Consider the following 25857-nt stretch of genomic DNA (forward strand, 5'->3'; position numbering starts at 1 on the left):
TTCAGCCGCCCGTGGCGACGAGCTGCCAGTTCGGGTCATTCGCACCCATCGTGCGGGCGAAGGTCCAGATGTCACGCTGCTTGCGCGGCGATTTGGGATCGCCCTCGACCACCTCTCCGGCGGCATCGCGCGCGACCGAGATGATCTCGGCCCCGAAGCGCACGGTCACTTCGGCTTCCTTCGTGGAGTGGTCGAAATCGGCATTGCTCAGCACCAGCTCGCGCAGGCCGAGGAATTCCGCCTGAACTTCGAGACCCTTCTCCTTGCGCGCTTCCACGGCGCCCTCGAAGGCCTCGTAGACCTCGGCGGACAGGAAGGGTCGGACCTTTTCCAGATCGCCGGTCTCGAAAGCCATCAGGATCATCTCGTAAGCGCCGCGCGCGCCTTGCAGGAATTCCGACACCGAGAAGCTCGGCTCGACCCGCTTCATCGCGGCCAGCGCGACGGCGGCGGTCGAGCCTTCGGGCACATTGTCGATGATATCGTGGTCGGGACCGCCTTCGATCACGTCGAAATCGCGCTTCGGCGCCGGCGTGTCCGGCGTTTCGGGCGCGATCGGCTTTTCATAGCCCTCACGGGTCCCGAGCACGCTTTTCAGCTTGAAAATCAGGAAGATCGCAATCGCCGCGAGGACGATAAGCTGAATGACGGCACCGGACATCGAGACCCCTGTGTTTGGCTTCATGTTTGTTTCTAGGTCAATGGCTACTTATGTAAGGCGTCAACTAGTTCAAGTCCACCGGCGCAGCTTGCCCGGAGACGCGATAAAAGAGGATGCCATGTGGATCTTTCTGGCCTTTCTGGCCGTGCCGCTGATCGAGATCGGTCTGTTCATTCAAGTGGGCGGGCTCATCGGCCTGTGGCCGACGCTGGGGATCGTGTTGCTGACCGCGATCGTCGGCACGTCGCTGGTACGCCGGGAAGGGGCGCGGGCGCTCAACGATCTGCGCAGCTCTCTCAATGAATTGAGCGACCCGTCGCGGCCGCTGGCGCATGGCGCGATGATCCTCGTGGCCGGGGTGCTGCTGCTGACGCCGGGCTTCTTTACCGACACGGTCGGGATCCTGCTGCTGATCCCCAGAATTCGCGACTGGGTGATGAAAGCCGCGGCGAGCCGGGTGAAGGTGCAGCGATTCGAGATGGGCGGCGCGTATCGGACGACGACCCAATACGATCCGCGCCGCGAACCTCCGAACCGTCCGCGCGATCCGGAGATCCTCGATGCCGAAGAGGTCGAGGAGATGACCCATCGCGACGATCCCAACGGCAAGCCGTCCGACGGGCCCTCCGGCTGGACGCGTCATTGAGAATTGAGGCTTCTTTCTGCCGGTGCTAAACCTCGCACAATTAATTTTGGGAGAGGTCGATGACTGACGAAGCAAATGGCGAGACCAACGGCGCCGCGGATCCGCAGCAAGAGCAACAAGGGCTGCGCATGAACATCCTCGCGCAATTCACGCGCGACATGTCCTTCGAGAACAACGTCGCCACGAAAGGCGTGCAGACCAGCGACATCCAGCCCGAGATGCAGGTGCAGGTGTCGCTCGATGCCAAGAAGCGCAACGCCGAGCATCAGTACGAGGTGATCACCAAGTTCAAGATCACCGCGAACAACAAGTCGGACGGCGCGACGCTCTATCTGCTCGAGCTCGATTACGGCGGCATCTTCCACGTCGAAGGCGTGCCGGAAGATCAGCTGCATCCGTTCCTGCTGATCGAATGCCCGCGCCAGCTGTTCCCCTTCGTGCGCCGCATCGTCTCGGATGTGACCCGCGACGGTGGCTTCCCGCCCTTCAACCTCGAAATCGTCGATTTCGTCGCGCTGTATCGCAACGAACTGGCGCGTCGTCAGCAGACCGAGGCGCCCACGACGGTCTGATTCGTCAAGCTGGCCTGAGGCGCGGCATCGTGCCTCAGGGACAAGCTGACACCGTGACTCTGGCCTGTCACGGACCCATTTTGTAACGGTGATCCCGTCCGCGACCCGGGCAGGATCATCGGATTCAGAAGAGGTATCATGGGCCAGATACAGGCATGGATCGAGGGCACGCTCGCCCCTGTCGACGTGATGGATGCGCATCGCGAAGGGATCCGCCACCGGGCGGTTTCCATTTTCGTCATGGATGGCGAAAAGCTCCTTCTGCAGAAGCGCTCGGAAAACTGCCTGCAATCTCCCGGTCTCTGGTCGAATACCTGTTGTAGTCACCCCGATTGGGGGGAGCGCCCCGAGACCTGCGCGCTCCGGCGGCTGCGCGAGGAACTGGGCATCGAGGGGCTCTATCCCGCCCATGCCGACCGCATCGAATACCGGATGGATATCGGCGACGGGCTCGTCGAGCACGAAGTAACCGATATCTACATCGCCTATGCGCAGCGCGGCCTTACCGTGAATCCCGATCCCGAGCTGGTCTCGGAGACCCGCTGGATCGGTCTTTACGACCTCGGTGCCGAGGTACGGCGCTATCCCGATCGGTTCTCGCGCTGGCTCCGGTTTTACATGCACGAGCATATCTCCCGCATCCTGCCCGCCCTGATCTGCTGAGCGGCGGGGATTTCTGCCGATTGCCTTAAATTGCTACGCGGAATTCCGCGCTTGCCCTAGCTTTCGCATCGCTTACCTGTAACTCTGCTCTCGATTGGGCGGGGGCATGAGTAATGGGACCGAAGACCATCCGAGTTTTTCATTTGAGCGTGGCGGCGCTTGCGATCCTCGCGACCCCGGCACTCGCATATTCGTTAAAGTTTAATACTCCCGGCGCGTCGGACGATCTGCGCAATACGATCAAGGGCGCATCGCTTCTGGTGCAATCCGCAGATGACGACAGCAAGGACGCGCAGGACGTGCTCTCCGAGGCGCGCGCCGATTATAATCGCATCGTCTCGGCGCTGTTCGCCGAGGGGCGGTATTCCGGGACCGTGTCGATCAAGCTCGACGGGCGCGAGGCCGCCACGATCCCGCCGCTCGATGCGCCCTCGACGGTGAACAACGTCACCGTGACCGTGACGCCGGGCCCCGAATTCACCTTCTCGCGTGCCGATATCGCGCCGGTCGCGCCGAAAACCGATCTGCCCGAGGGCTACAAGGTCGGTGCGGTCGCGAAATCGGGCGTGATCGTCGATGCGGCGAGCGCGGCTACAACCGGCTGGCGCGATGCGGGCCATGCCAAGGCGGAAGTCTCCTATCAGAACATCGTCGCGGATCACCGTGCCAATCAGCTGGCCTCCGACGTGCGTCTGGCACCGGGGCCGCTGGTGACCTTCGGGCGGCTCGAGACCTCCGGCAACAAGCGCCTGCGCACGAAGCGCCTGCGCGAGATCGCGGGTTTTCCCACCGGCGAGGTCTATGATCCGAAGAAGCTCGATAAGGTTCAGTCGCGGCTGCAGCGCACCGGGATTTTCTCCTCGGTCGCGATCACCGAGGCGAAGACGCTCAACCCCGATGACAGCCTCGATGTGAACCTTGCCGTGGTCGAGCAGAAGAAGCGCAAGATCGGCCTTGGCGCGGAACTCAGCACCAGCGACGGGCTTGGCCTCAACGGCTACTGGCTGCACCGCAACCTCTTCGGCGGCGGCGAGCGTTTCCGCGTCGATGCGGGCATCTCCGGCATCGGCGGCGCGACGGGCGGCACCGATTACTCGATCGGTGCGCGGATCGACCGCCCCGCGACCTTCAACCCGGAAACCAGCGCCTATATCACGACCGAGATCAGCCAGAAGAACGAAGAGGATTACACCGAGAACGCCTTCGATATCGGCTTCGGTCTGACGCGGATCTTCAACGACAAGCTGACCGGCGACGTCTCAATCAATTACGGCTGGTCCAAGGTGACGGACGACTCGGGGCAGACCTATTTCCGGCAGGTCTATCTGCCCACGAAACTCACCTGGGACGATCGCGACAACAAGCTCGACCCGACCAAGGGCTATTACATTCAAGCCGGCGTGACGCCCTTCGTGGGGATCGGCGGCGATACCGGCACCGGGGCTCAGGTCACGGGCGATCTGCGCGCTTATCGCGGCTTCGGGCAGGACAATCGCTTCGTGCTGGCGGGACGCTTGCAGCTTGGCGGGGTCTATGGCTCCGATCTCGAGGAAACCCCGCGCGACTATCTGTTCTATTCGGGCGGCGGCGGCACCGTGCGCGGCCAGCCCTACCAGTCGCTTGGCGTCGAAGTGCTCGACGGCGGCACGCTGAAAACCGGCGGCACCGAATTCGTGGGCTTCCAGGGCGAGGCGCGCATCGGCATCACCGACAAGATCGGCGCGGTCGCCTTCTACGACTACGGCTATATCGCGGGCGGCGGCGACTCGGGCTCGCAGGCGGGCGCGGGTCTCGGCCTGCGCTACAAGACGGGCATCGGCCCGATCCGCCTCGACGTCGGCTTCCCGGTCTCGGGCGGCACCGGATCGGGGGCGCAACTCTATATCGGTATCGGGCAGGCCTTCTGATGAAACGTTTCGCTATCCTTCTCGCTTTCTGCCTCACGCCGCTGGTCGCCACCGCGCAGGACAGCGCGCCGCAGACCGCGGACGGGGCAGGGGCCGCGACCGACGAGCAGACGCAGCGCGACCGCTCCTATCTGACCGGTCTGATCGAGGATAACCTCTCGGGCGCCGGGCGTACCGTGCGGCTCGACGGGTTCTCGGGGGCGCTCAGTTCGCGGGCGACCTTCGATCAGCTCACGATCTCCGACAAGGACGGCGCGTGGATCACGATCAAGGATGGCGCACTCCAGTGGAACCGCACGGCGCTGCTGACCGGCAAGATCGAGATCGACGAGCTCTCCGCCGCCGAGATCGACCTGCCGCGCCTGCCGACCTCCGAGAGCAGCTCGACCGCCCCCAGCCCGGAGGCCAAGCCGTTCCAGCTTCCTGACCTGCCCGTCTCGGTGCAGATCGGCAAGATCGACGCGCAGAAGGTGATCCTCGGCGAGCCGATCCTCGGGCAAGAGGCGACGGTCAAAGTCTCTGGCTCGATGTCGCTCGCAGGGGGCGAGGGCAACGCCAAGCTCGACATCACCCGGATCGACAACAAGAAGGGCCAGTTCTCCCTCACCGCATCCTACGAAAACGCCACGCGCGAACTGGGCCTCGACCTGCTGGTGGACGAGGGCAAGAACGGGATCATCGTCCAGAAGATCGGCCTGCCGGGCAATCCGGCGATGACGCTCGCCGTTTCGGGCAAGGGCCCGCTCGACGATTTCACCGCCGATATCGTGCTGAGCACCGAAGGTCAGCAGCGTCTGGCGGGGCAAGTCTCGGTGGGTAGCAAACTGCCCGAGGGCGCACCCGAAGGCAGCGACAAGGTCACGACCTTCTCCGTTGCGCTGGGCGGCGATATCCGTCCGCTCCTGCCGCCTGACTACCACGAATTCTTCGGCAACGAGGTCGCGCTGGTCGCGGATGGCACGCGCACGGCTTCGGGTCAGACGACGCTCAATACGCTCGATCTGAAATCGCGCGCGCTGCAGCTGAACGGCTCGGCGCAGACCGGCGCCAACAACATGCCGGTGAAATTCGACCTCACCGCCAAGCTCGGCCTCGGCGATGGCCAAGAGGTGCTGCTGCCGATCTCGGGGCCGAAAACCTATGTGCAATCGGGTACGCTCGATCTCTCTTATGACAAGGCCGAAGGCGATGGCTGGAAGCTGACCGGCCGTCTGAACCAGCTGCGCCGCGAGGATGGCACAAAGATGCTGACCGCGAACCTTTCGGGTTCGGGCCGCATCCGGCAGGCTTCGCCGCCCTCTGCGGGCGGTACCGTGCTCTTGGGCATCAACGGGCTGGAGCTGTCCGATCCGAAGCTGAGCGCCGCCGCGGGCAGCGCCGTCACCCTGCGCACCGTCTTCTCGTGGCAGCAGGACAAGCCGCTGCGCCTGTCGCAACTGGCGCTGAAGGGCACCGGCTACAGCCTGAATTCGAACCTCACGATCGACAATATCAGCGAGGGCGTCACCATCGAGGGCGCGGCGCAGGTCGACCATTCGAACCTCTCTATGCTGTCGGGTCTGGCGGGGCGTGATCTCGGCGGCGCGGCGCGGATGACGGTCGCAGGGAAATACACCGTTCTCAGCGGCGCCTTCGACGCCAATCTCAACCTCGTCGGTCAGGACATCTCGATCGACCAGCCGCAGGCGGATCGTGCGCTGGCGGGCCGGTCGGAAATCGCGATCTCGGCCAAGCGGGACGAGACCGGGCTGACACTGGATTCGCTTAACGTGCAGACAAGCGCCGGCACGCTTCAGGCGCAGGGCGATCTGGCGAGCGAGAACGGTAAACTGACCGCCACGCTCGACACCAATGACCTGTCGCTGCTGGGCGATCAATATGGCGGCAAGTTGGCCGCCGATGCGACTGTGACGCTGAATGGCGGCACCTATGGCGTGACGCTCAAAGGCACCGGAAATTCCCTCGCGATTGGTATCCCCGAGGTGGACCGCGCGCTGGCGGGACGGTCGGAGTTTTCCGTCACTGGCACCCGCAGCGATGCCAGCATGACGCTCGACTCGCTCGATGTGAAAACCGCGGCAGGCGAGCTGCAGGCGCAGGGCAATCTAGATGGCGACAAGGGCAAGGTGACCGCCCATCTCGACACCAAGGATCTGTCGGTGCTGGGCGCGAAATATGGCGGCACGCTCGTGGCCGACGCGACGGCGACGATGGATGGCGCGACCTATGGGCTGACGCTCGACGGCACCGGCAAATTCCTCGCCATCGGTCAGCCCGAGGCGGACAAGCTTCTGGCGGGAACGACGAACCTCTCGCTGCAGGCCAAATATGCGAACGGCGCGGTCGAAGTGCAGAACCTCGACCTGAAGAACCCGCAGCTCGACGTCTCCGCCAAGGGGACCGCGGGCGAGACCTCGCGCAAGGTCGACCTGAACGCGCGCCTCGCCAATGCCGCGCTGCTCGCGCCGGGCTTCCCGGGACCGGTGACGGTGTCGGGCACGGTCACCGAGGATGGCTCTGGGTATAATCTGAACCTCTCGGGCACCGGGCCGGGCGGCTTGGACGCGAAGGTCTCGGGGCGCATGGCGACGAATTTCGCCGATGCCGATCTCTCGATCACCGGGCAGGCGCAGACCGCGCTCGCCAACAGCTTCATCGAGCCGCGCTCGGTCCAGGGCCCGCTTAGCTTCGATCTGCGGATGAACGGCAAACCGGGGCTCGCGGCACTGTCGGGCACGGTGACGTCGAATGGCGCGAAGGTTGTCGCGCCCAATCTCGGCATGGTTCTGGAAAACGTCGACACGCGCGTGCAGCTTTCGAATGGCAGCGCGCAGCTTGGCGTGACCGGGCGGCTGGGCACGGGCGGGCAAATCACCGTCAACGGCCCGATCAACCTCTCCGCGCCCTATAACGGCAATCTGACGATCCGTTTCGACCGCGCGCGGCTGAAGGATCCCGAGCTGTATGACACGCGCGCCTCGGGCACGATCACGATGGACGGGCCGCTGACCGGCGGTGCGAAAATCGCCGGGCGCATCACGCTGAGCGATACCGAATTGCGGGTGCCCTCCTCGGGCGTCGGCGGCGGGGCTTCGGTCCCCGACGGGATCCAGCATGTCGGCGAGAGCGGTGCGGTGCGCGAGACGCTGAAGCGTGCGAGCCTGCTGAACAATGGCCAGAGCGATGCGAGCGGTGGTGCGAAGGCCTCCGGTCCGTCGTTCCCGCTCGATGTCACCATCGCCTCCGAACGCGGCATCTTCGTGCGCGGCCGGGGTCTGGATGCGGAGCTTGGCGGTTCGCTGAGGATCACCGGCACCACGGCGAACGTGATCCCGATCGGGCAGTTCTCGCTTGTGCGCGGTCGGCTCGACATTCTGGGCCAGCGCTTCACGCTCGATCAGGGCCGGATCGCGCTGCAAGGCGCGCTGGTACCCTATATCGACTTCACCGCGACGACGACGCAGGAAGATTACACGATCTCGATCAACATTCAGGGGCAGGCGAATGCGCCGCTGGTGACGTTCGCGTCCTCGCCCGACCTGCCGCAGGACGAGGTTCTGGCGCGGCTGATCTTCGGGCGGTCCATCGACAATCTCTCGCCCTTGCAGGCGGCGCAGTTGGCCTCGGCAGTCGCGACGCTCGCGGGCAAGGGCGGCGAAGGGATCATCGGCAAGCTGCGGAAGAATTTCGGGCTGGATGATTTCGACGTCTCGACCGATGCGCAGGGCAACACCCAGCTCAAGGTCGGGAAATACCTGTCGGACAATATCTATACCGATGTCACGGTGGGCGGCGACGGCACCTCGCAGATCAACCTCAATCTGGATGTGACCAAGAGCCTCACCGCGCGCGGCACCGTCGGCTCTGACGGCAAGAGCGGGGTCGGCCTCTATTTCGAGAAGAACTACTGATCCATAAGTTTCACTTCATTTCCGCGCCCGGAAATAAGTGAAACTTATGACGAGGAGGCTTCCTTGGCCTTAGCCTCGTCGTCGCCCTCAATCGCGTCGCGGAGTTTCTCTTGCGCGCGACGCTTGCGGAAGGCGGCGAGCTCTGCGTTCAGCGCGGCCCCCATCAGCACCGAAAAGGCGCTGAGATAGAGCCAGACGAGAAGCGCGATTACCGCCCCGATCGAGCCGTAGATCTTGTTGTAATTGCCGAAATTCGACAGGTAAAAGGTCAGCCCGATCGAGCTGAGCCCCCAGAGCGCCGTCGCCAGAACCGCGCCGAGCGTCAGGATCGGATCGCGCTTGCCCTCGGTATTTGGCCCGTAGCGATAGAGAATTCCGAGCGCGGTCAGCATCAGCAAAAGCATCGCCGCCCAAGGCAGACCCGAGAGCAGAATCTTGGAATATTCGTGGAAGGGCAGGAAGTTGATGGCGACGGGGACGACGACCACCGTCGCCATCGCGGCCAGCATCACGCCGACCAGCGCGATCGTCATCAGGTAGCCCATGATGAAGCTCCAGATCGTCGCGCGGGGCCGGGTGCCGTGGATCACGTTGAGGCTGAGCACCAACGCCGCGACACCCGCGCGGGCCGAGAACAGGGTCACGGCGGCAGAGAACATCACGCCGAGCCCGATTGTCGCGCGCGGCCCGATCAGCCAGTTCTGAATCTGGTCGTTGATCAGCGCATAGGCTTCGGGCGGGATGAAATCATCCGCCACGTTGAGATAGGTGCGGATCACGGTCGGATCGGCAAACGCGCTCCAGAGGGCGATGGTCGCGGAGATGCCGGGGAAGATCGCGAGCATGGAATAGAAGGCGACCCCCGCCGACACGAGGGTGATATTCGATTGGAACAGCCGCCCGAACAGGCTGACCGCGAATTTCGCCGTTTCTCTCACGCGCTACTCCTCGTTTCATTCACCATTGCTCAAGCCCCGCGTGATCGCAACGCAGGGTCCGCGCTTTGCTGAAAGCTGTTGCGTCTCAGGCGCTTGGCGCCGCGCGCGCCGGATCGTGTCTGTGCCAGACAGGGCCGGAAACACGAAAACATGCTGGAATAGGGTCTATTTTTGGCCAAGGCGCATATCAGTACGGGCCGAGCCACGCGCGCCCTCCGCCCGTGGTCGGGGCCAGGATCACGAAAGCGCCAGATTGTCACAAAAGGGAATCACTTCGCCGTTAGGAGCGTCGTGAACGCAACTAGCCAAGGGATCAGCCATGTCGCTTCGTACGACCCTCCTCCAAGCCACCGCTATCGCTGTGCTGCCGTTTGCGGCGCATGCCGGTGACATCTCTTTCTCGCCCGTTCCTTTCGCCAAGGACGACGCCGCCAAACGTCAGGCCATCGCCTCCGACACGGTCACCATCGACGGCAAGGATTACAAGATCGGCTATCACGTGATGGCGCGCTCGGGCGACAAGATCGGTGACAACACCTTCGCCCTGCTGACCGACAAGGACGGCAACCCGGTCAAGTCGGCCGACGGCTCCGAGCATATCTCGGACTCCGCCGATTTCACCTCGCTCCTCCGCCAGGGCGACAAGCTTTATTCGGTGACGCATTTTGAATCGCGCCCCGGTGCGATGTATCTCAGCGAAGTCGAGCAGGATGCGGACGGCAACCTGAAGCTGGTCTCCACCAAGCCGATCGACTTTTCCGAATATCACGGTCTCTGGGTGCCCTGCGCGGGGTCCGTGACGCCGTGGGAGACCCATCTGGGCTCGGAAGAATACCCGGCCGATGCGCGCGCGATCGAAGCGGCGACCTCGCTCGACGAGATCGACGATTACGACTTCCCGATGGTGCGCTATGCGGGCGTGAACCCCGAGGGCATGAGCCTCGAGCAGTTCCGCGACGCGTATAAGCCCTATCGCTATGGCTACCCGACCGAGATCACCGTCTCGGAAGACGGCTCGGCCAAGGCTGACAAGCATTTCGCGATGGGCCGCGTGGCTGTCGAGCTGGCCTATGTCATGCCCGACCAGAAAACCGCCTATATCTCGGATGACGGCACCAATGTGGGCCTGTTCCGCTTTGAAGCCGACACCGCAGGCGACCTGAGCGCCGGGACGCTGTACGCGGCCAAGTGGAACCAGACCTCGGCAGAAAATGGCGGCGCGGCCGATCTGGAATGGGTCGATCTGGGCCATGCCGACGATGCGACGATCCAGAAGGCGATCGAAGCCGGCACCCAGTTCTCGGATCTCTTCGAGACCGCCGAGATGGGCGAAGACGGTTCCTGCGCCGACGGGTTCTCTGCTTCGAACGCCGAAGGCAATCCCGAGTGTCTGAAGGTCAAGGACGGCATGGATGCGATTGCCTCGCGTCTCGAAACCCGTCGCTACGCTTCGATGAAGGGCGCCACGACCGAGTTCCGCAAGATGGAAGGCATCACCTACGATGCCGACAAGCATCAGATGTATCTGTCGATGTCGGCTGTCGAGAAGGGCATGGAAGACGGTGCCAAGCAGGATCTGGGCGGGATGAACGCGATCAAGCTGCCGAAGAACAAGTGCGGCACGGTCTACTCGCTCTCGCTGGACGACAAGTTCACCGCGACGAAGATGATGGGTCTGATCTCGGGCAAGCCGCTCACCGAAGAGCACAAGGTCAAAGCACAGGACGCAAGCTGCGATCCGGCCCATGACATGTGCGGCGACACGGCCGAGCTGAACAGCTGCGATATCAATGGCATCGCGAACCCGGACAACATCACCTACATCCCGGGCTACAACACGCTGATCATCGGTGAAGACACCGGTTCGGGCCACCAGAACGACGCGATCTGGGCGATGAACACCGACACCAAGGAGCTGACCCGCATCGTGTCGACGCCCTACGGTTCGGAAACCACCTCGACCTACTGGTACCCGAACGTCAACGGCCACGGCTACCTGATGGCGGTCATCCAGCACCCCTATGGCGAGAGCGACGAAGACAAGCTGACCGACCCGGCGCAGGCGCGTGCCTATGTGGGTTACGTCGGTCCGTTCCCGCAGATGGATGCCACCGCGAAGACCCAGTAACGGGCGCTCGCGAGACATTTCTGGCGAGGCCCGGCGGAGACCCGGGCCTCGCCTTTTCTTTCAAGACTGAGGACTGACGCATGCTGCGGATTTCGATTTTGGCGCTGCTGAGCACGACCACGATGGCGGGGGCGGTCGATCTGAAGACCACGGTGCTGGACAATCCGACGGCCTATATTCCTCCGCAATGCTATACCAAGACGGAAGACACGGCGGGCGAGGTGCATAACCCCTGCCAGACCTGTCACACCTATCCGCGGCATCCCAATTACGTGCGCGATGCCGATCTGCAGACCGAATATGCGTTTCCGGGACCTGCGCTCGAGAACCCGTGGCGCAACCTCTTCGTGGATCGCCGCGCCGAGGTGGCCGCGACCGACAGCGCGGAGATCCGCGCCTATGTGCGGCAGGACAATTACCACGATGCCGAGGGCGGGATCGCCTTGGCTAAGAGGCTCGCTGCTCCGCCTGCGGCGTGGGACGTGAACGGCAATGGCGAATGGGACGGCTACATCCCCGACGTGCAATTCACCTTCGACGAGGAGGGGTTCGACCGCAGACCCGATGGACGCCTGACCGGCTGGCGCGCCTTCGCCTATCAGCCGCTCCCCGGCACATTCTGGCCGACGAATGGCTCGACCGATGACGTGATGATCCGTCTGCCGGAGGCGTTCCGTCAGAGTGCCGACGGGGTCGAGGATGTCGTCACCTACAAGACCAACCTCGCGATCGTGCAGGCGCTGATCACCCGTGCCGATGTCGCGATCGAGCCCACCGATGAGGCCGCGATGGGCGTCGATCTGGACCGCGACGGGATGATGGGGCAGGCGGAGGTGGTGAAATTCGCCTTCGCGCCGCTCGACGGGATCACGATGCATTGGGCCGGGCGCGCGGGTGCCGAAGACGCTCAGCTTGCCGCGGGGCTTTATCCCAAGGGTACGGAATTCGTGCATTCGGTGCGCTATATCGACCCGACGCCCGCTGGCATCGAACTGGCGGCGCGGCTGAAAGAGCTGCGCTACATGGTCAAGACGGATTGGGAGAGCTATGCCGATCTGGAAGAGACCGCGCTGGCCGAATTGAAAGAAGACAGCGCCTTTCCCGACCGCACCAAGCAGTTCTTCGGCAGTTCCGAGACCGGCGTGCCCAACACGTTCGGCTGGCGGCTGCAGGGGTTCATCGAGGATGCGACGGGCGATCTGCGCCCGCAGAGCTTCGAGGAAACCGTGTTCTGTGTCGGCTGCCACGGCACGCTGGGCGTGAACGACGATTCCACCTTCGCCTTCGCGCGCAAGCTGGGGAAAAGCGCCTATCGCGGCGGCTGGTATCACTGGACGCAGAAGGGGCTGGCGGGCACGCCCGACCGGGTCCGCGCCGATGGCAGCGGCGATTACGCCCATTACCTGCACACCAACGGGGCAGGGGACGAGTTCCGCGCCAATGCCGAAGTTATCGAGGAGTGGCTCGAGGCGGGAAAGCTGCCGCCCGAGAAAGAGGCGGCTCTAGCCGAGGATATCGGCCCGCTGATCCTGCCCTCGCCTGAGCGTGCCGATGCACTGAATGCGGCCTACCGGATGATCGTGCGCGACCAGAGTTTCACCCAAGGCCGCGACGCGACGGTGGCTCCGGTCGACGGCACGGTCTGGCGTGAAGTGGAGCAGGATCAGCCCACAGGGATCGAGGAAATCGCCCAGCCGTGGTATAAGCGCCGCTAATCTGAACCAATCTGCGCCAGCCGATTGCGTTTTTCGCCGTCAATTGGCAGTGTTTGCGCAAATCGGTACATTTTTTCGGGAGCGCCATCATGGCAAAAGTCATCCGCCAACTTTCCGCAAGCGCCGCAATCGCGGTCGCTGCTGTCTGCACCGCCGCGAGCGCGCAGGCAGAAAGTGGCGTGACCTTCACCATCGGCGCGGGCGCACGCTATGCCCCGTCCTATTTCGGCGCGGATCATTACGACACCAGCCCCACTGCGAAGGTGAAGCTCAACAGCTTCACGCTGCAGGGGATGCGGTTCGGCTCGGACGATCCGAATTACGAAAAGCTCGGCCCGAACGTGCATGGCTCCTTCCGCCTCGTCGGCGGGCGTAATTCCAGCGATTATTCCGAGATCGCGGGTCTCGACGACGTCACCACGTCGCTCGAACTGGGTCTCGGGCTTGGCTATCAGGCGCCGCAATGGGGCGCTTTTGCCGATATGCGTTACGGCGTGGTCGGGCATAACGCCGTCGTCGCGGAAATCGGCGCCGACTGGAAACCGATCAAGACCGACAATTTCAAGCTGAGCATCGGGCCGCGCGTCTTCTATGGCTCGGGTCTCTACAACCGCACCTATTTCGGCATCAGCCCGTCGGAATCCACGGCGAGCGGTCTGGCGGCCTATTCGCCCGATGGCGGCCTCGTCTCGACAGGTCTGGAACTGTCGGCGACCTATCAGCTGGGCAATGACTGGGCGGTCGAGGGCAAGCTGAACTACGATCGCCTGCAGGGCGATGCGGCGGACAGCCCGATCGTGCAGCAAGGCTCGCGCGAGCAAAGCTCGGTTTCGCTGATGCTGACCCGCCGGGTGAGCTTCCCGTTCTGATCGGGCCAAAGCTTCCTACGAGACACGTAAAGCCAAGCCGCATGGGTCGCCCGTGCGGCTTGCTTTTTTCGCGCTGCGCCGCGCATGTTGGCGGCAGATTTCCTCTCCAGACGTGATGCGCCGATGACCCAGACACAGCCACCCGCCCGTGATCGCACCGCGCGCGCCCTGATTGAAGCCGGGATGCGCCTGTTCGGGACGAAAGGGTTCGCGGCCACCTCGACGCGGGAACTGGCCGAGGCGGCGGGCGCGAATGTCGCTGCGATTTCCTACCATTTCCAAGGCAAGGAAGGGCTGCGCCGCGCCTGCGCGTTGGAATTCGTGCGGCGCATGGAAGAGGTGATGCGGCCTCTTGGGCTCCCGGAGGCGCTCTCGCCCGAGGCGGCGGAGGCGGAGCTCAAGGCGCTGATGGAGGCGATGATCTCGCGCATCCTTACGCAGCCGGATGCGGCCTCGATGATCGGCTTCGTGATGCGCGAAGTGACCGAAGGCGGCGAGACGCTCGATATTCTTTATGACCGCCTGATTTCGATCGTGCATGGGCGGCTGCTGGGGCTTTGGGCGCGGGCGAGCGGTACCTCGGAGGACGATCCGGAGAGCGCGCTGCGGGTTTTCGCGATGATCGGGCAAGTGCTTTATTTCCGGCTCGGCGCGGAGGTCGTGCGCCGGAAGATGGGCTGGTCTGAAATCGGCGCGGCGGAGGCTGCGCAGATTTCCCGGGTCGTCACAGACAATCTGGATGCGATGCTGGTGCAGGCGCGCGCCAAGACCGCCCCCGACGCATGAAAAAGGCCGCCCCGGCGGGAGCGGCCTGAAATATTCCTAGCGTCTTCGCAGTTACACCGGCGGTTTGCCTTTTACCGCCCGGGCGACCATGGCCACCACGAACAGGATCAGGAAGACCACGAAGAGGATCTGTGCGATCCCGGCAGATGCGCCTGCGATGCCGCCAAAACCGAGCGCCGCGGCAATCAGCGCGATAACGAGAAAGGTCAGAGCCCAACCAAGCATGGGTATTCTCCTTCGGATGTTGCGTACATTAGCGCTGAGTGCTGCGCTTTCATGACATCCAAACGTGCCGTTTTCCCGAAAGTTCCATTACCCTGAGTCAGTAAATCCGCGGAACATCGTGCGCTTTCCGGCGTTTGGGCGGCGATTCACAACCTCACGAAAAAGGGAGATGGGGACATGGAAATGAATATGACGGGCCTCGGCGGCTTTTGGGGTATCTTACTTCTCGCACTTGATATCTGGGCGCTGGTCTCGATCGTCGGGTCGAATTCCAGCACCGGCAAGAAAGTGCTCTGGGCGCTTCTCGTCTTCTTCCTGCCGCTGATCGGTTTCCTGATCTGGCTGGTGGCCGGGCCGCGCGCCTCGAAGTGACGAAATCAAGGGGGGCGGCTGCGGAGAGCCTCAAGGAACCGCATTCCCCAACCCGCGTTGGAACCACAGAAATCGCGGCAAGAGGCCGTGACATGTTTGGGAGAGGTCGATGAGTTACCACGAGACCGAAGAACCTGACGGCCACGAGGGCCGGGGAACGGTGACCGATTTGCTGAACCGGGTGATCGAGCAGACGCGCGAGATCGCACGGACCGAGGCGGAATTGGTGCGCGCCGAAGCTGCCCATCGGGCGGGTCTTGCGCGCAATGCCGTCATTCTCGGCGCGGTTGCCCTGGTTTTCGCGCTCGGTGCGATCTTCCCCCTGACGCAATCCGCCATCTACGGGCTGGAATGGGCCGGCCTCGACCGGGGCCCCGCGACGTTGATCGTCGGCGTGGTGCTTCTGATCCTCGGCATCATCGCGGCGCTCATCGCTGCGTCGAAGCTGCGCAAAGTGTCGAGCCCACCCACCCGTCTCAAGGAAAACCTGTCTGCTGACGCGCAGGCGCTTAAGGAGAGCTTCAAATGACCGAGAAGAAAACCATTGAGGAAATCGAGAACCGTCTGCGCCAGGACCGTGCCGATCTCGCATCGACGCTCGGCGATCTGACCGGCCGCATCGCGCCGGACTATCTCTCCGATCAAGTGTCGCAAGTCGTGCGCGACTACGCGGCGCCGGCGGCGCGCAGTGCCGAACAGGCCGTGCGCAAGAACCCCGTGGCCTTCGCCCTCGCGGGTGCCGGTATCGCATGGTTCCTGCTGCGCCAGCGCAACTCCGCCACCGTCGAGGAAGAAAATCTCGTGGCCGATGCCGATCCGCTCGTGATGCCGAGCGAAGCGGGTGCCGATGGCTGGATCGACGAGATCGACACGCTGCGCCACGATGCGTCGGTGCGTCTCGAAGATCTCGAGGCTGAGCAGCGCAGCTCGACCGACAAGGCGCGCGACTTCGTCAAGGAGCGCTCCGAGGTGATGCAGAAATTCGCGAGCGACCTGCGCAACTCGCTGTCCTCGGGTCTGAGCGACCTCAATGAGGATGCGCGCGACCGCGTGGTGCGGGCCCGTGAAAGAGCCTATTCCGCCCGGATTCGCCTGCAGGACGGTGCGACCCAAGCCGGGTCGACGAGCAAGCAGATGGTCAAGGATCACCCGCTGATCGCCGCCGCTATCGGCTTCGCAATCGGTGCCGCGATCTTCAACGCGGTGCCCAAGCCGGACGTCAATGTCAGCCGCCGCAGCTTCGGCCCGCGGGCGAACCGTCTGTTCGACGAGGCCGAGCGCCTCTACCGCGACGAGAAGCGCCGCGCGGGCAAGGTTGCCGACCAGTTCACCGACGAACTGAAGCGTACCGCCCGCTCGGTGATGAGCTCGGCAGGTGACGAGGCACGCAGTGCTGCACGCGACTTCGGCGATCAGGCGATGGCCGCAGGAGAGCAGCTGATCGACCGCCTCTCGCGCCAGCTTGCAGAGGAAGCCAACCGCGCGCTGCGCGATGTCGGCCAGTCGCTGCAGAAAGGCGAAGAGGAAGTGCGCGCCGGGGCCGAAGAGGCCAAGGATGCCGCGAAGTCCAAGGCCGAAGAGGTCGCGTCCAAGGCTGAGGCGAAGACCCACGAGGCGGCCGAGAAGGTGAAGGCGAACCATTCGTCGTCGTCCTCCTCGTCCACGTCGAGCGCGTCCTCGACCAACCCGACGTCCTCGTCGGCGCCGAAAACCACCCACTGATCCGATCGGTGGACCTAATTGGAAAAGGCCGGGCCTCGTGCCCGGCCTTTTTGCTTGGCGGTCATGGCGCTCGCTGCCCGTGACCGACCCGCAAAAGGGAACCGGCGCCGCAATCTCTGCGACGCCGGTTTATGCTGTTTTACGCTGGAATAGGGTCTAATTCCGAAGATCAGACCGAGCTCGACCAGGTGTCGACTTCGCGCTCGGCGTCCTCTTTCGTCTTGCCGTATTTCTTCTGGATCAGGCCGACCATCTGCTCGCGATGGCCTGCGGCCTCCTCAAGTTCGTCGTCGGTCAACTCGCCCCAGTTCTCGCGGGCCTTGCCCTTCATTTCTTTCCAGCTGCCTTTAATCTGATCCCAATTCATGGCGTCACTCCTTTCAAGATGAAGACGCGGGTCTCGGCGTCGTCCATCAACGTTTCGCCGGGGGCGATGTTCCTGTGTGTGAGGGCGCAAAAACTCGGGAACTGCGGGGGCTCCAGCGGCGTTAGCTCGCGAAACCCAAGAGGGAAGTAATTCTCGAAATGCATCGCCTGGAGACCCTGTCGCGCATCGCCATGATCGCGATCGCTGTAATCGCTGTCGTGGCTGCGCTTAGCCAGGTGGAAAGCTTGCTTGCCCCCGTCGTGCTCGCGCTCGTCGTTGGGATCGTGCTTTCACCGATTTCCGATGCATGGGAGAAAAGAGGTCTGTCGCCTGTCTGGGGGGCACTTACCTCGCTCGTTATCTCTCTGATGATCGCCGTGTTGCTGGTTCTCGTGATCCAGCCGGTGATCGCGGAGCTGATGCGTCAGGCGCCGAAGGTGATGGACGACATGCGGTCCACCATCATTCATATGCGTCACATGTTCCAAGGTATTCAGGACGCCTCGAAGGAGGTGAGCGATGCGATCACGCCGGCAAAGGATGCCGCGCAGGATGGCGGTGGCAATGGCGACAAGAGCGCCGTGCCGGACGCCAAGGATCTCGTCATGCTCGCCCCGGCCATCATTGCGCAGGGGCTGATCTATATCGGGGCGCTGTTCTTCTTCCAGCTCTCGCGGACCGAGATTTACAACTGGATCGCGAAGCATCTCGCGGAGCCGGCGAGCCGCGGCGCCACCGCTGCCCGGCTGCGCAAGGCTGAGACGCGGGTGTCGCATTATTTCCTCACGATCACCGTGGTGAATGCCGGCCTCGGGCTGGCGGTGGGCGTCGCGATGCAGCTGATCGGGCTGCCGAATGCGCCGCTCTGGGGGCTGGTGGCCTTCCTGATCAACTATATTCTCTATCTCGGCCCTGCGGCGCTGATCATCGCGCTGGGATTTGCAGGCGTGGCGACGTTCGACGGGATCCGGGTGATCCTGCCGCCGCTGATCTACGTCATGCTCAACGCGACCGAGGCGCAATTCGTGACCCCGGCCGCAATCGGGCGGCAGATGCGGCTCAATCCGCTTCTGGTCTTCCTGTCGCTGACCTTCGGGATCTGGCTCTGGGGGCCGCTGGGCGGGATCGTGGCGATTCCGCTGCTGCTCTGGGCGTTGGTGCTGACCGACAGCCTGCCGGATCCGAAATCCGAGGCGGAGCAGAAGCTCGAAACCAACTGAAAAGCGAACTGATCCGGCGCGGCCCTTGGCTGCGGGTGCGGATCAGACCATCTCTTCCGGAATGAACGGCAATTTGCGCGCAATTTTGCGTGCGGCTTCCATGTCGTAAGGGAGCACGAAGCCCTCCCGGTCCTCGGGAGCTTTGGTGCCGTTCGCACGGGCAAGCTCGGACCAGGCCGAGACCGCGCGCGTCGGGTCGAAGAACGCCTCTTCCGGCGCGGGCGGCAGCCAATGGCGCATCAGGCGACGGCGCATGGCCGGGATGCCGTCGTTACGGCGTAGATAGACGCCCGCCTCGCTGTCCCAGTGCAGCGACCGTCCGTTGAGGTTGGCCGAGGTGATCAGCGCCGCGTCCTCGTCGAAGATCGAGACTTTCGCATGGACGTAGATCAGCGGCGCGCCACCGGTGCGCATCGCCCCGTCATCGTCGGGAGCGGCGAGGCGCGGCTCCGCCGGGCAGCCGATGAACAGGCGGCTGCCGAAGGCTTCCCGGATCGTATCCAGCGCGCGGACCTGAAGATACTCGCCATAGCGCACGTCGCTGGTCGGGCGGTCGGCCAGCATCAGCGTCTCGGGCACGGCGGGCAGCATCAGGATCAGGTTGAGATTGGGGTTCTCGCGCGCGGCGCGGGCCAGATGATTTGCGAGGTTGCGCGAGCGGAAGAACTGGCTTTCGAGATAGATCAGCTTCTGCGCGCGCGCGATCAGCATCTCGTGCGCGTTCTCGATCTCGGTCCGATAGAGCTTCGGCCCGATCCGGAGGGTCGCGAATTTGCGCCGCTGCGAGATCGTGCGGAGCAGGCGACGCGGCGGCTTTGCGAGTTTGTCGCCGGCACAGCTTTCGTGGAAGGTTTCCAGATGGGCCTTCGCCTCGGCGACCACGGGGCCGGTCATCATCAGCTGCACATCGTGCCAGGTCATCTCGCCGTCGCGCTCGTGGAGGGGCGTGTCGAAGCGGCGGTTGTCGAGATCCAGCCCGCCGATATAGAGCTTCTTGTCGTCGAACACGGCGAGCTTCTGGTGATGCGTCGCCGGGAACAGTTTCGGCGGCGCGCCGCGGAACTTGCGGTGAATTTTCTTGTCCGATCCGGCCTTGAGATATTCCCGCAGCCCCGGCATGTCGCGCATCGCCGTCAGCCGCTTGGCCTCGTCCATCTCGTTGAGCCAGCTCGCATGGTTGCCGAGCTTGTAATAGACATAGGGCCAGAAGATCGTGCGCGGCAGGATGCCCGATTGCGCCGGATGCATCAGCGCGCGCAGCCGCAGATTGGCGTTCGGCCCGGCCAGTTCGCGCGCGGCGCAGAACATGCGGATCGACGACCACGTCATGCGGTGCAGCTCGGGCTTGGCGCAGGGGTCGAAGTCGGTCAGGTCGATCTGCATCGCCACGCCACGTTTCAGCAGGTGGATGATCAGGTCGAACCAAGTCGCGCCGATGGCGCGCCCGCGATCCGATTTAAGCTTCGTGTTGAGGTCAAAGACGCGGAAGGAGCCGTGGATCGAGTGCCGCGAGTCGAGGAAGGCATCCTCGAGCACGGGATAAGCCTCGGCTGCTGTCAAAAGCAGTCTGACGCGGCTCTCGGCGTGAACTCCGGCTTGTTTAAGACGTTCCATGCGGCTCGTTTTTTCTGAACGGCCGCGAAGGTGACCAGAGGTCGCCGCGGCAGGTATCTCACTCAATTGCTCTCTTCAGAAACTGTTTCGTGTTTCCGAGATTTCAAGCGCTCTTCGTGACGCAATTCGCTCTCGACGAGGGGGCGCAATGTGAAGTCCGCATTGAGCAGGTATTCGTCGTCTGTGGTCTCGATCTCGATCGTGCCGGAGAGCTGTTGCACGAAGGCGTTGACCAGTTGCGACCCCAGCCCGGTACCGTCCACAGCCTCCAGCGGCGGGGCGTCCGTGTCGACGGTATTGCGCACGCTGAGACGCGCCTGCATCCCTTCGAGCTTGTTCAGCGAGATGTCGAGTTTCGGTTCGCCGTCGCGGGCGGAGGCGTATTTCATTGCGTTGGTCATCGCTTCGGTAAGCAGAAGCGAAAGCGGCACGGCCTGATCGGGCGTCAGGTGAATGTCGTCGATATGGCAATCGACCGAGACATGGCGCCCCGGCCCGGTCGCAAGGCGGGTGATCTGGCGCACGATATCGGGCAGCAGCTCCTGCGCGCGGATATCGGTGAGCCCGGAGGTCTGGTAGAGGCCGCGGTGGATCGTCGCGAGCGAGATGACCCGCTCCTGCAGCGATTTCATCAGCCCTTTGGCTTCGGGCGTGCGCGCCTGCCGCATCTGCATGTTGATGATCGAGGCGATGAGCTGGAGGTTGTTCTTCACACGGTGGTGGACCTCGCGGAGCAGCACTTCCTTGTGGTGCACCATGTCTTCCAGTTCGGCCTCGTCATGCAGGATGGTCTCGGTCATCCGGTCGTAGGCTTCGGCGAGGTCGCGGATTTCCGAAGGGGCCGTCGACAGGTTGAGATTACCCACGATCCGGCTGCCGGTGGCGAAGCTGGTGATCGCGCTCGACAGTTTGCGGACGTGGCCGATGACCAGTTTCTGCATTGCGAAATAGGCGACCAGAAGGCTCGCCATCCACATCAGCGCGGGGAACAGCACCGGCGAGATATCGGCAAAGGGGCTCAGCGCGGAGGCCGCCTGCGCGGGCCAGCTACCGAGTGCATAGAGTTGGTCGGGGACGAGTTCGACGACGGAATAGACCCGCTCTATTCCGAGGTTGGAATCCCCCGAGAAGGTGACCGCGCCATTGCCGGCCAGCAGTTTCAGGGAGCGGTCGACGGGCAGGTGCGACTGGGTGTTCGACAGCCCGTCCGAGGAGGTCAGGATCGTGCCCTCGCGGTCGAAGGTCATGATCACCAGCGGCCGATCGTCGGCGAGCTTCGGCCCGTCCTTCGCCAGCGAAAGCGAGGAGTGGCTCATCGAGATCGCGATGATGCCGATATGATCGCCCGCTGCGTTGTAGACGGGATGGGCCACGCCCAGAACTGAGGTGCCCGACACCGGCGCATCGCGATTGACGTAGAAGCTGGTGCGATCCGCGGTCATCATCCTCTCGAAGATGTCCTGACCTTTGAAATCGTAACTCTTGCCCGAGTTCGAGCAGCTCATCTTGCCGCTGTCGGGAATGAAGGCGACCAGCGAGAACTCGGGGAAAGCGCCCGAGATCTGCCGCATCCAGTTCGAGCAGGCCTCGTCACTACCCACGAGCGGCTGGACGGTGCTGGCAAGGACGCGGGCTGCATCCTGCGCGTGCTGGATCACCCGCGTCTCGCCTGCGACGGCGCGCATCGTCTCGCCCATCAGGGCAGCCTCGGAGCGCGCCTGCGCTTCGCGAACGACCGAGGTCGATTGCAGCACGGCGATGATCAGCAGGGGAAAGAGCGCGACGGCCAGCATGAAGGCCAAGCGCACGCCGAGCCCGTCAAAAAAGGGAATGACGCCCCGTTTCCGAGCTTGAAACGGGGCGTGGTCACTGTAGTGCTCGTCGTCTGCCGCTTTCGCGGCTTCCGAATTCATGCGGCGGCAACTCCGGATTTGCCCATCACGGCCAGCGAATTTCGATCCGAGCCGGACAGAATGTCTTCACCTTCTTCCAGCCCGAGCATCTCCGCAAGCCGGGCGCGGGCTCGGTTGGCACGACTTTTCACCGTCCCGACTGCGACGCCCATCATTCCGGCGGCTTCCTCGTAGGAGAAGCCCGAGGCGCCAACGAGGGTTAGAACCTCGCGGTGTTCGGGGCTGAGCTGATCGAAGGCCACGACGAAATCGTTCATCGCGAGACGTCCGTCATGCGCAGGTTTCTCGTAGAGCGAAGCCGCGTGGATACCCTCGGGGTCTGCAACCTCGCGCTTACGCTTTCGGCGGTCCGAATAGAAGGTATTGCGCAGGATCGTGAAGAGCCACGCACGCAGGTTCGTGCCGCGCTCGAATTTCTCGATATTCGACCACGCCTTGACGATCGTGTCCTGCACGAGGTCGTCGGCAGAGGCCGAATTCCGGGTCAGCGACAGGGCGAAGGCGCGCAGGGCTCCGAGATGATCGGGCAGTTCCTCACGCGGATCGCGGGCTTCGGTAGACGAGTTGGCTTTGGAGGACGAAGTCATTTTTCGCCCTCCTTCGCCTTGAGTTGCGCCAGCAAGTCTTTGAACCGATCTGGCACTTCTTCCTGAAGCGCCTCCTCATAAACCTTCTTCAGGTTTTGATTGATCTGGTCCCTGATACTGGACTTAGGCTTTTCGTCTGCCATATCACTATACATCCGGTTTCGATCCCACTCATTTTGCACGGAACCGAACGCGGGGCCAGAGAGTTTGGTTCCCGAAAAAACGCAAAAGGGGGTTTTCATGTCCGAAGACATCGCCGGCACCATCGGAGCCAACCTGCCGTATCTGCGGCGCTACGCCCGAGCCCTTACCGGCAGCCAGGACAGCGGCGACAGATATGCCGCGGCTACGCTCGAGGCCATACTCGAAGACACGACGCCTTTCGAGAATAACGATCCGAAGCTCGCATTGTTCCACGCCTTCCATCTGGTCTGGGCCTCCGCCGGTGCGCCGCTGGGCGAGCCGGACAACCGGCTGTCGGCACGCGCGCAGGATCACATGTCGACACTGACGCCGAACACGCGCGAGGCACTTCTGCTGCACTCGATCGAGGGTTTCCGCGTCGAGGAAATCGGGACGATCATGCAGGTCGACACCGACGAGGCGAAGGAACTGATCGACATCGCGATCCGCGAGATGGAAACCTCCGTCGCGGGCAAGGTGATGATCATCGAGGACGAGGCGATCATCGCGATGGATATTCGTGCCATCGTCGAGGATATGGGTCACCAGATCACCGGTATCGCCCGGACCCGGACCGAAGCGGTGGAGCTTGCTTCGACCGACAAGCCCGACCTGATCCTTGCCGACATTCAGTTGGCGGATAATTCCTCGGGCATTGACGCGGTGAACGACATTCTCGCGCAGTTCGGCAACGAGCTGCCCGTGGTCTTCATCACGGCCTTCCCGGAGCGTCTGCTGACCGGCGAGCGGCCTGAACCCGCCTTCCTGATCACCAAGCCCTATACCGAGAGCCAGGTGCAATCGGCGGTGAGCCAGGCCATGTTCTTCTCCTCCACGGAGACGCTTGCGGCGTAACGGCGGGATCACGCGAAACACAGGAAAAAGGCGGCTCCGGGGATCGGGGCTGCCTTTTTTCACATGCGGGTCGCGCGGTTTTTTTTGAAGACGGTCAGCCCTTCACGGCCGAACGATAGGCGCTGATCGCCGCGATCATCCCGGCATGGGACAGGCCTTGCGGGAAGTTGCCCAACTGCGCGCCGGTCTCCGGGTCGTGTTCCTCCGCCATCAGGCCAAGATCGGTCATGGCTTTCAGCATCCCCTCGATCTGGGTCTTCGCATCGTCGATCCGCCCCGCCCGCACGAGGTAATCCGCCGCCCAGAAGCCGCAGGCGTTGAAATACCCCTCGACGCCAGGCAGCCCGTCTTCCCGCAGGTCGTAGCGCCGCAGATGGACGCCCGAGCCCAGCCGCTCGCGGATCGCGGTGTAGGTCGCGGCCATCTTCGGATCGTCCGCGGCGATCACCCCGATACGCGGCATCAGCAGAACGCTCGCATCGAGCCAGTCCTCGCCAATCGCGCCGGTGAAGGCGCCGATCTGCTCATTCCACGCCGCGTCCCGGATCAGTGCCTCGATCGCGGCGCGTTCGGCCTTCCAGAGCTTTGTGTCGGCATCGATCACACCGCGCTCGACCAGCGCGATCACCGCGTTCAGCGCGCCCCAGCACATCGCCTTGGAATAGGTGTGGTGGCGGCGCGGATCGGGCATTTCCCAGATCCCGTTATCGGGCCGGGTCCATTGCGAGACCACGACATCCGCGAAATTCGCAAGCCGGATACCTTCGCCGGGATGCAGCTCGCCGCCCGCTTCGACATAGGCGCGCGCGGCCATGATCATCGAGCCGTACGCATCGAGTTGCAGCTGCGTCGCAGCGCCGTTGCCCAATTGCACCGGGGCCGAGCGGCGGTAGCCTTCGACCGTCTGCAGTTTCTGCAGGGATACGTCACTGTCGCCCCGCACCGTGTAGAGCGTGCCCAGCTCTGGCGCCGTTTCGCGCGTGGCCGCCATCAGCCAGCGGAAGAACGCGTCGGCCTCTCCGGTCAGGCCCTGATCGAGAAAGGCGTGCAGCACGAAATACGCATCGCGCAGCCAGCAATAGCGATAGTCGTAATTGCGGATGCCGCCGACCACCTCCGGCAGGCCCATCGTCGGTGCGGCGATCACGGCGCCGGTGGGCGCGTGGATCAGCAGCTGCAGTGCCATCAGCGAGCGTTTGAGCGGCCCGGAGAACGGCCCGTCGCCGAAATCCGTCTTGGACTGCCGTTTGCGCCATGCCTCGCGGGTCGCGGCGAGCGCCTTGTGGGCCGCGTCCATTCCCCCGACATGGCCGTGGCCGCCTTGGGTGATCGTGAGGGTGACGTAGCCTTCTTCTCCAGCGGCGAGCGTGCCGCGCCCGTTGAGCCGGCCAGAGCCTTCGATTTCCAACTCGATGGAGCTGTCGATCAGGACGATGTCGCCGTCTTGGGTGAATTGCCAGCTGCCCGGGCCGCGGCGGATGAAATCGGGGGTGTTCAGCGCGTAATCGCAGCGTGGGGCGATGCAGATTTCGACCTCCGCCGCGCCTTCCTGAGCTTCGATCAGCCGCACGACGGAGCGCCCGAAACTCGCCGCTTCTTCGAGCGAGTCCGGGAGGTTCATGAAGTCGGTGACCTTGAGTTGGCCGCCCTCGGTCGGGTGGGTCGTGGTCAGGATCGGGCCGTAGTTTTCATAGGCGCGTTCGGGGGTGGTTGGGCGGTCGGCATCCGGCACCGGACCAAGGTAGAACGTCCCGCCGCGAAACTGGTCGAGCAGCCGACCGAAGACCGGATCGCCGTCGAAATCGGGGCCGCAGAGCCAATCGATCGCGCCGTCGCGGGCCACCAGCGCCGCCGTGCGCGTGTCCCCGATCACCGCGTAATCGCCAATCGGGAGATAGCCCCGGCGCCCTTCGAGAAAGCGCAGCGGCGGGCTGTCCGGATCGGGCGTGGTCTTCGCGGATCGGTCGGCGGAAGGGTGGGTGAGATCGGTCATGGAATGCATG

23 protein-coding genes are annotated in these 25857 nt (G+C 63.6%); 14 read left to right on the top strand and 9 right to left on the bottom strand.

Annotation, left to right across the window (positions count from 1 at the left end):
- Position 1 precedes the first annotated feature (1 nt).
- On the bottom strand, positions 2 to 661 hold the full coding sequence (locus BMI85_RS19580; protein WP_078602514.1) for a Tim44/TimA family putative adaptor protein: 660 nt from the start codon (positions 659 to 661) through the stop codon (positions 2 to 4).
- Between the two features lie 118 nt (positions 662 to 779).
- On the opposite strand from BMI85_RS19580, the gene BMI85_RS19585 reads away from it, so the two are divergent.
- The 5 genes from BMI85_RS19585 (at position 780) to BMI85_RS19605 (ending at position 8360) form a co-directional block, all read left to right on the top strand.
- On the top strand, positions 780 to 1307 hold the full coding sequence (locus tag BMI85_RS19585; RefSeq protein WP_078602465.1) for an FxsA family protein: 528 nt from the start codon (positions 780 to 782) through the stop codon (positions 1305 to 1307).
- 59 nt (positions 1308 to 1366) lie between these two features.
- A complete protein-coding gene (gene secB / locus BMI85_RS19590; RefSeq protein WP_078522734.1) occupies positions 1367 to 1879 on the top strand; it encodes a protein-export chaperone SecB in 513 nt (170 codons plus the stop codon).
- A gap of 135 nt (positions 1880 to 2014) precedes the next feature.
- Positions 2015 to 2542, top strand: a complete 528-nt coding sequence (locus BMI85_RS19595) for an NUDIX domain-containing protein (protein WP_093477209.1) — start codon at positions 2015 to 2017, stop codon at positions 2540 to 2542.
- A gap of 113 nt (positions 2543 to 2655) precedes the next feature.
- Positions 2656 to 4449 carry an autotransporter assembly complex family protein gene (locus BMI85_RS19600; RefSeq protein WP_078602467.1) on the top strand — a complete coding sequence of 598 codons (1794 nt, stop codon included), beginning with the start codon at positions 2656 to 2658 and terminating at the stop codon, positions 4447 to 4449.
- The gene (locus tag BMI85_RS19605; RefSeq protein WP_078602468.1) at positions 4449 to 8360 is read left to right on the top strand and encodes a translocation/assembly module TamB domain-containing protein; all 3912 of its coding nucleotides are present in this window, start codon (positions 4449 to 4451) and stop codon (positions 8358 to 8360) included. The genes BMI85_RS19600 and BMI85_RS19605 overlap by 1 nt, the downstream gene beginning before the upstream one ends.
- Before the next feature lie 44 nt (positions 8361 to 8404).
- Here BMI85_RS19605 and BMI85_RS19610 read toward each other — a convergent pair whose 3' ends face one another.
- Positions 8405 to 9298, bottom strand: coding sequence for a YihY/virulence factor BrkB family protein (locus tag BMI85_RS19610; protein WP_078570556.1), 894 nt, complete (start codon positions 9296 to 9298; stop codon positions 8405 to 8407).
- A 319-nt stretch (positions 9299 to 9617) separates the two neighbouring features.
- On the opposite strand from BMI85_RS19610, the gene BMI85_RS19615 reads away from it, so the two are divergent.
- The 4 genes from BMI85_RS19615 (at position 9618) to BMI85_RS19630 (ending at position 14796) form a co-directional block, all read left to right on the top strand.
- Complete coding sequence (locus BMI85_RS19615; protein WP_078551082.1) at positions 9618 to 11426, top strand: alkaline phosphatase PhoX; 1809 nt, start codon at positions 9618 to 9620, stop codon at positions 11424 to 11426.
- Positions 11427 to 11506: 80 nt separating this feature from the next.
- Positions 11507 to 13141: a hypothetical protein gene (locus tag BMI85_RS19620; protein ID WP_078602469.1), complete on the top strand. Its 1635-nt coding sequence runs from the start codon at positions 11507 to 11509 to the stop codon at positions 13139 to 13141.
- 89 nt (positions 13142 to 13230) lie between these two features.
- Entirely contained in the window at positions 13231 to 14010 is a 780-nt protein-coding gene (locus tag BMI85_RS19625) for a MipA/OmpV family protein (RefSeq protein WP_078522741.1), read from the top strand.
- 123 nt (positions 14011 to 14133) lie between these two features.
- Positions 14134 to 14796: a CerR family C-terminal domain-containing protein gene (locus BMI85_RS19630; protein WP_168174820.1), complete on the top strand. Its 663-nt coding sequence runs from the start codon at positions 14134 to 14136 to the stop codon at positions 14794 to 14796.
- Between the two features lie 51 nt (positions 14797 to 14847).
- Here BMI85_RS19630 and BMI85_RS19635 read toward each other — a convergent pair whose 3' ends face one another.
- Positions 14848 to 15021 (bottom strand): DUF1328 domain-containing protein, encoded by a 174-nt coding sequence (locus BMI85_RS19635; protein ID WP_075776656.1) that lies wholly within the window; start codon positions 15019 to 15021, stop codon positions 14848 to 14850.
- Between the two features lie 177 nt (positions 15022 to 15198).
- Between BMI85_RS19635 and BMI85_RS19640 the strand changes: the two genes are divergently transcribed.
- The 3 genes from BMI85_RS19640 (at position 15199) to BMI85_RS21500 (ending at position 17115) form a co-directional block, all read left to right on the top strand.
- A complete protein-coding gene (locus tag BMI85_RS19640; RefSeq protein WP_093477206.1) occupies positions 15199 to 15393 on the top strand; it encodes a PLD nuclease N-terminal domain-containing protein in 195 nt (64 codons plus the stop codon).
- A 109-nt stretch (positions 15394 to 15502) separates the two neighbouring features.
- Positions 15503 to 15922: a phage holin family protein gene (locus BMI85_RS19645; protein ID WP_078541429.1), complete on the top strand. Its 420-nt coding sequence runs from the start codon at positions 15503 to 15505 to the stop codon at positions 15920 to 15922.
- Positions 15919 to 17115 carry a hypothetical protein gene (locus tag BMI85_RS21500; protein WP_078602471.1) on the top strand — a complete coding sequence of 399 codons (1197 nt, stop codon included), beginning with the start codon at positions 15919 to 15921 and terminating at the stop codon, positions 17113 to 17115. The genes BMI85_RS19645 and BMI85_RS21500 overlap by 4 nt, the downstream gene beginning before the upstream one ends.
- 169 nt (positions 17116 to 17284) lie before the next feature.
- Here the strand turns inward: BMI85_RS21500 and BMI85_RS19655 are convergent, their stop codons facing one another.
- The gene (locus BMI85_RS19655; RefSeq protein ID WP_078522745.1) at positions 17285 to 17482 is read right to left on the bottom strand and encodes a CsbD family protein; all 198 of its coding nucleotides are present in this window, start codon (positions 17480 to 17482) and stop codon (positions 17285 to 17287) included.
- A 158-nt stretch (positions 17483 to 17640) separates the two neighbouring features.
- Between BMI85_RS19655 and BMI85_RS19660 the strand changes: the two genes are divergently transcribed.
- On the top strand, positions 17641 to 18702 hold the full coding sequence (locus tag BMI85_RS19660) for an AI-2E family transporter (protein WP_078551086.1): 1062 nt from the start codon (positions 17641 to 17643) through the stop codon (positions 18700 to 18702).
- 42 nt (positions 18703 to 18744) lie between these two features.
- Here BMI85_RS19660 and BMI85_RS19665 read toward each other — a convergent pair whose 3' ends face one another.
- From BMI85_RS19665 to BMI85_RS19680, 4 genes are all read right to left on the bottom strand, one after another.
- Positions 18745 to 20316 carry a phospholipase D-like domain-containing protein gene (locus BMI85_RS19665; protein WP_078602472.1) on the bottom strand — a complete coding sequence of 524 codons (1572 nt, stop codon included), beginning with the start codon at positions 20314 to 20316 and terminating at the stop codon, positions 18745 to 18747.
- Between the two features lie 62 nt (positions 20317 to 20378).
- Positions 20379 to 22229 (bottom strand): sensor histidine kinase, encoded by a 1851-nt coding sequence (locus BMI85_RS19670; protein WP_078602473.1) that lies wholly within the window; start codon positions 22227 to 22229, stop codon positions 20379 to 20381.
- On the bottom strand, positions 22226 to 22816 hold the full coding sequence (locus tag BMI85_RS19675; protein WP_078522749.1) for an RNA polymerase sigma factor: 591 nt from the start codon (positions 22814 to 22816) through the stop codon (positions 22226 to 22228). The genes BMI85_RS19670 and BMI85_RS19675 overlap by 4 nt, the downstream gene beginning before the upstream one ends.
- Positions 22813 to 22959, bottom strand: a complete 147-nt coding sequence (locus tag BMI85_RS19680; RefSeq protein WP_078522790.1) for a NepR family anti-sigma factor — start codon at positions 22957 to 22959, stop codon at positions 22813 to 22815. The genes BMI85_RS19675 and BMI85_RS19680 overlap by 4 nt, the downstream gene beginning before the upstream one ends.
- Before the next feature lie 97 nt (positions 22960 to 23056).
- On the opposite strand from BMI85_RS19680, the gene BMI85_RS19685 reads away from it, so the two are divergent.
- Complete coding sequence (locus tag BMI85_RS19685; protein WP_078522750.1) at positions 23057 to 23854, top strand: response regulator; 798 nt, start codon at positions 23057 to 23059, stop codon at positions 23852 to 23854.
- A 94-nt stretch (positions 23855 to 23948) separates the two neighbouring features.
- Here BMI85_RS19685 and BMI85_RS19690 read toward each other — a convergent pair whose 3' ends face one another.
- Entirely contained in the window at positions 23949 to 25847 is a 1899-nt protein-coding gene (locus BMI85_RS19690; RefSeq protein WP_143595193.1) for a glycoside hydrolase family 15 protein, read from the bottom strand.
- Between the last annotated feature and the right edge of the window lie 10 nt (positions 25848 to 25857).

This window comes from Thioclava sp. DLFJ4-1, assembly GCF_002020145.1.
Taxonomy (GTDB): Bacteria; Pseudomonadota; Alphaproteobacteria; order Rhodobacterales; family Rhodobacteraceae; genus Thioclava; species Thioclava sediminum.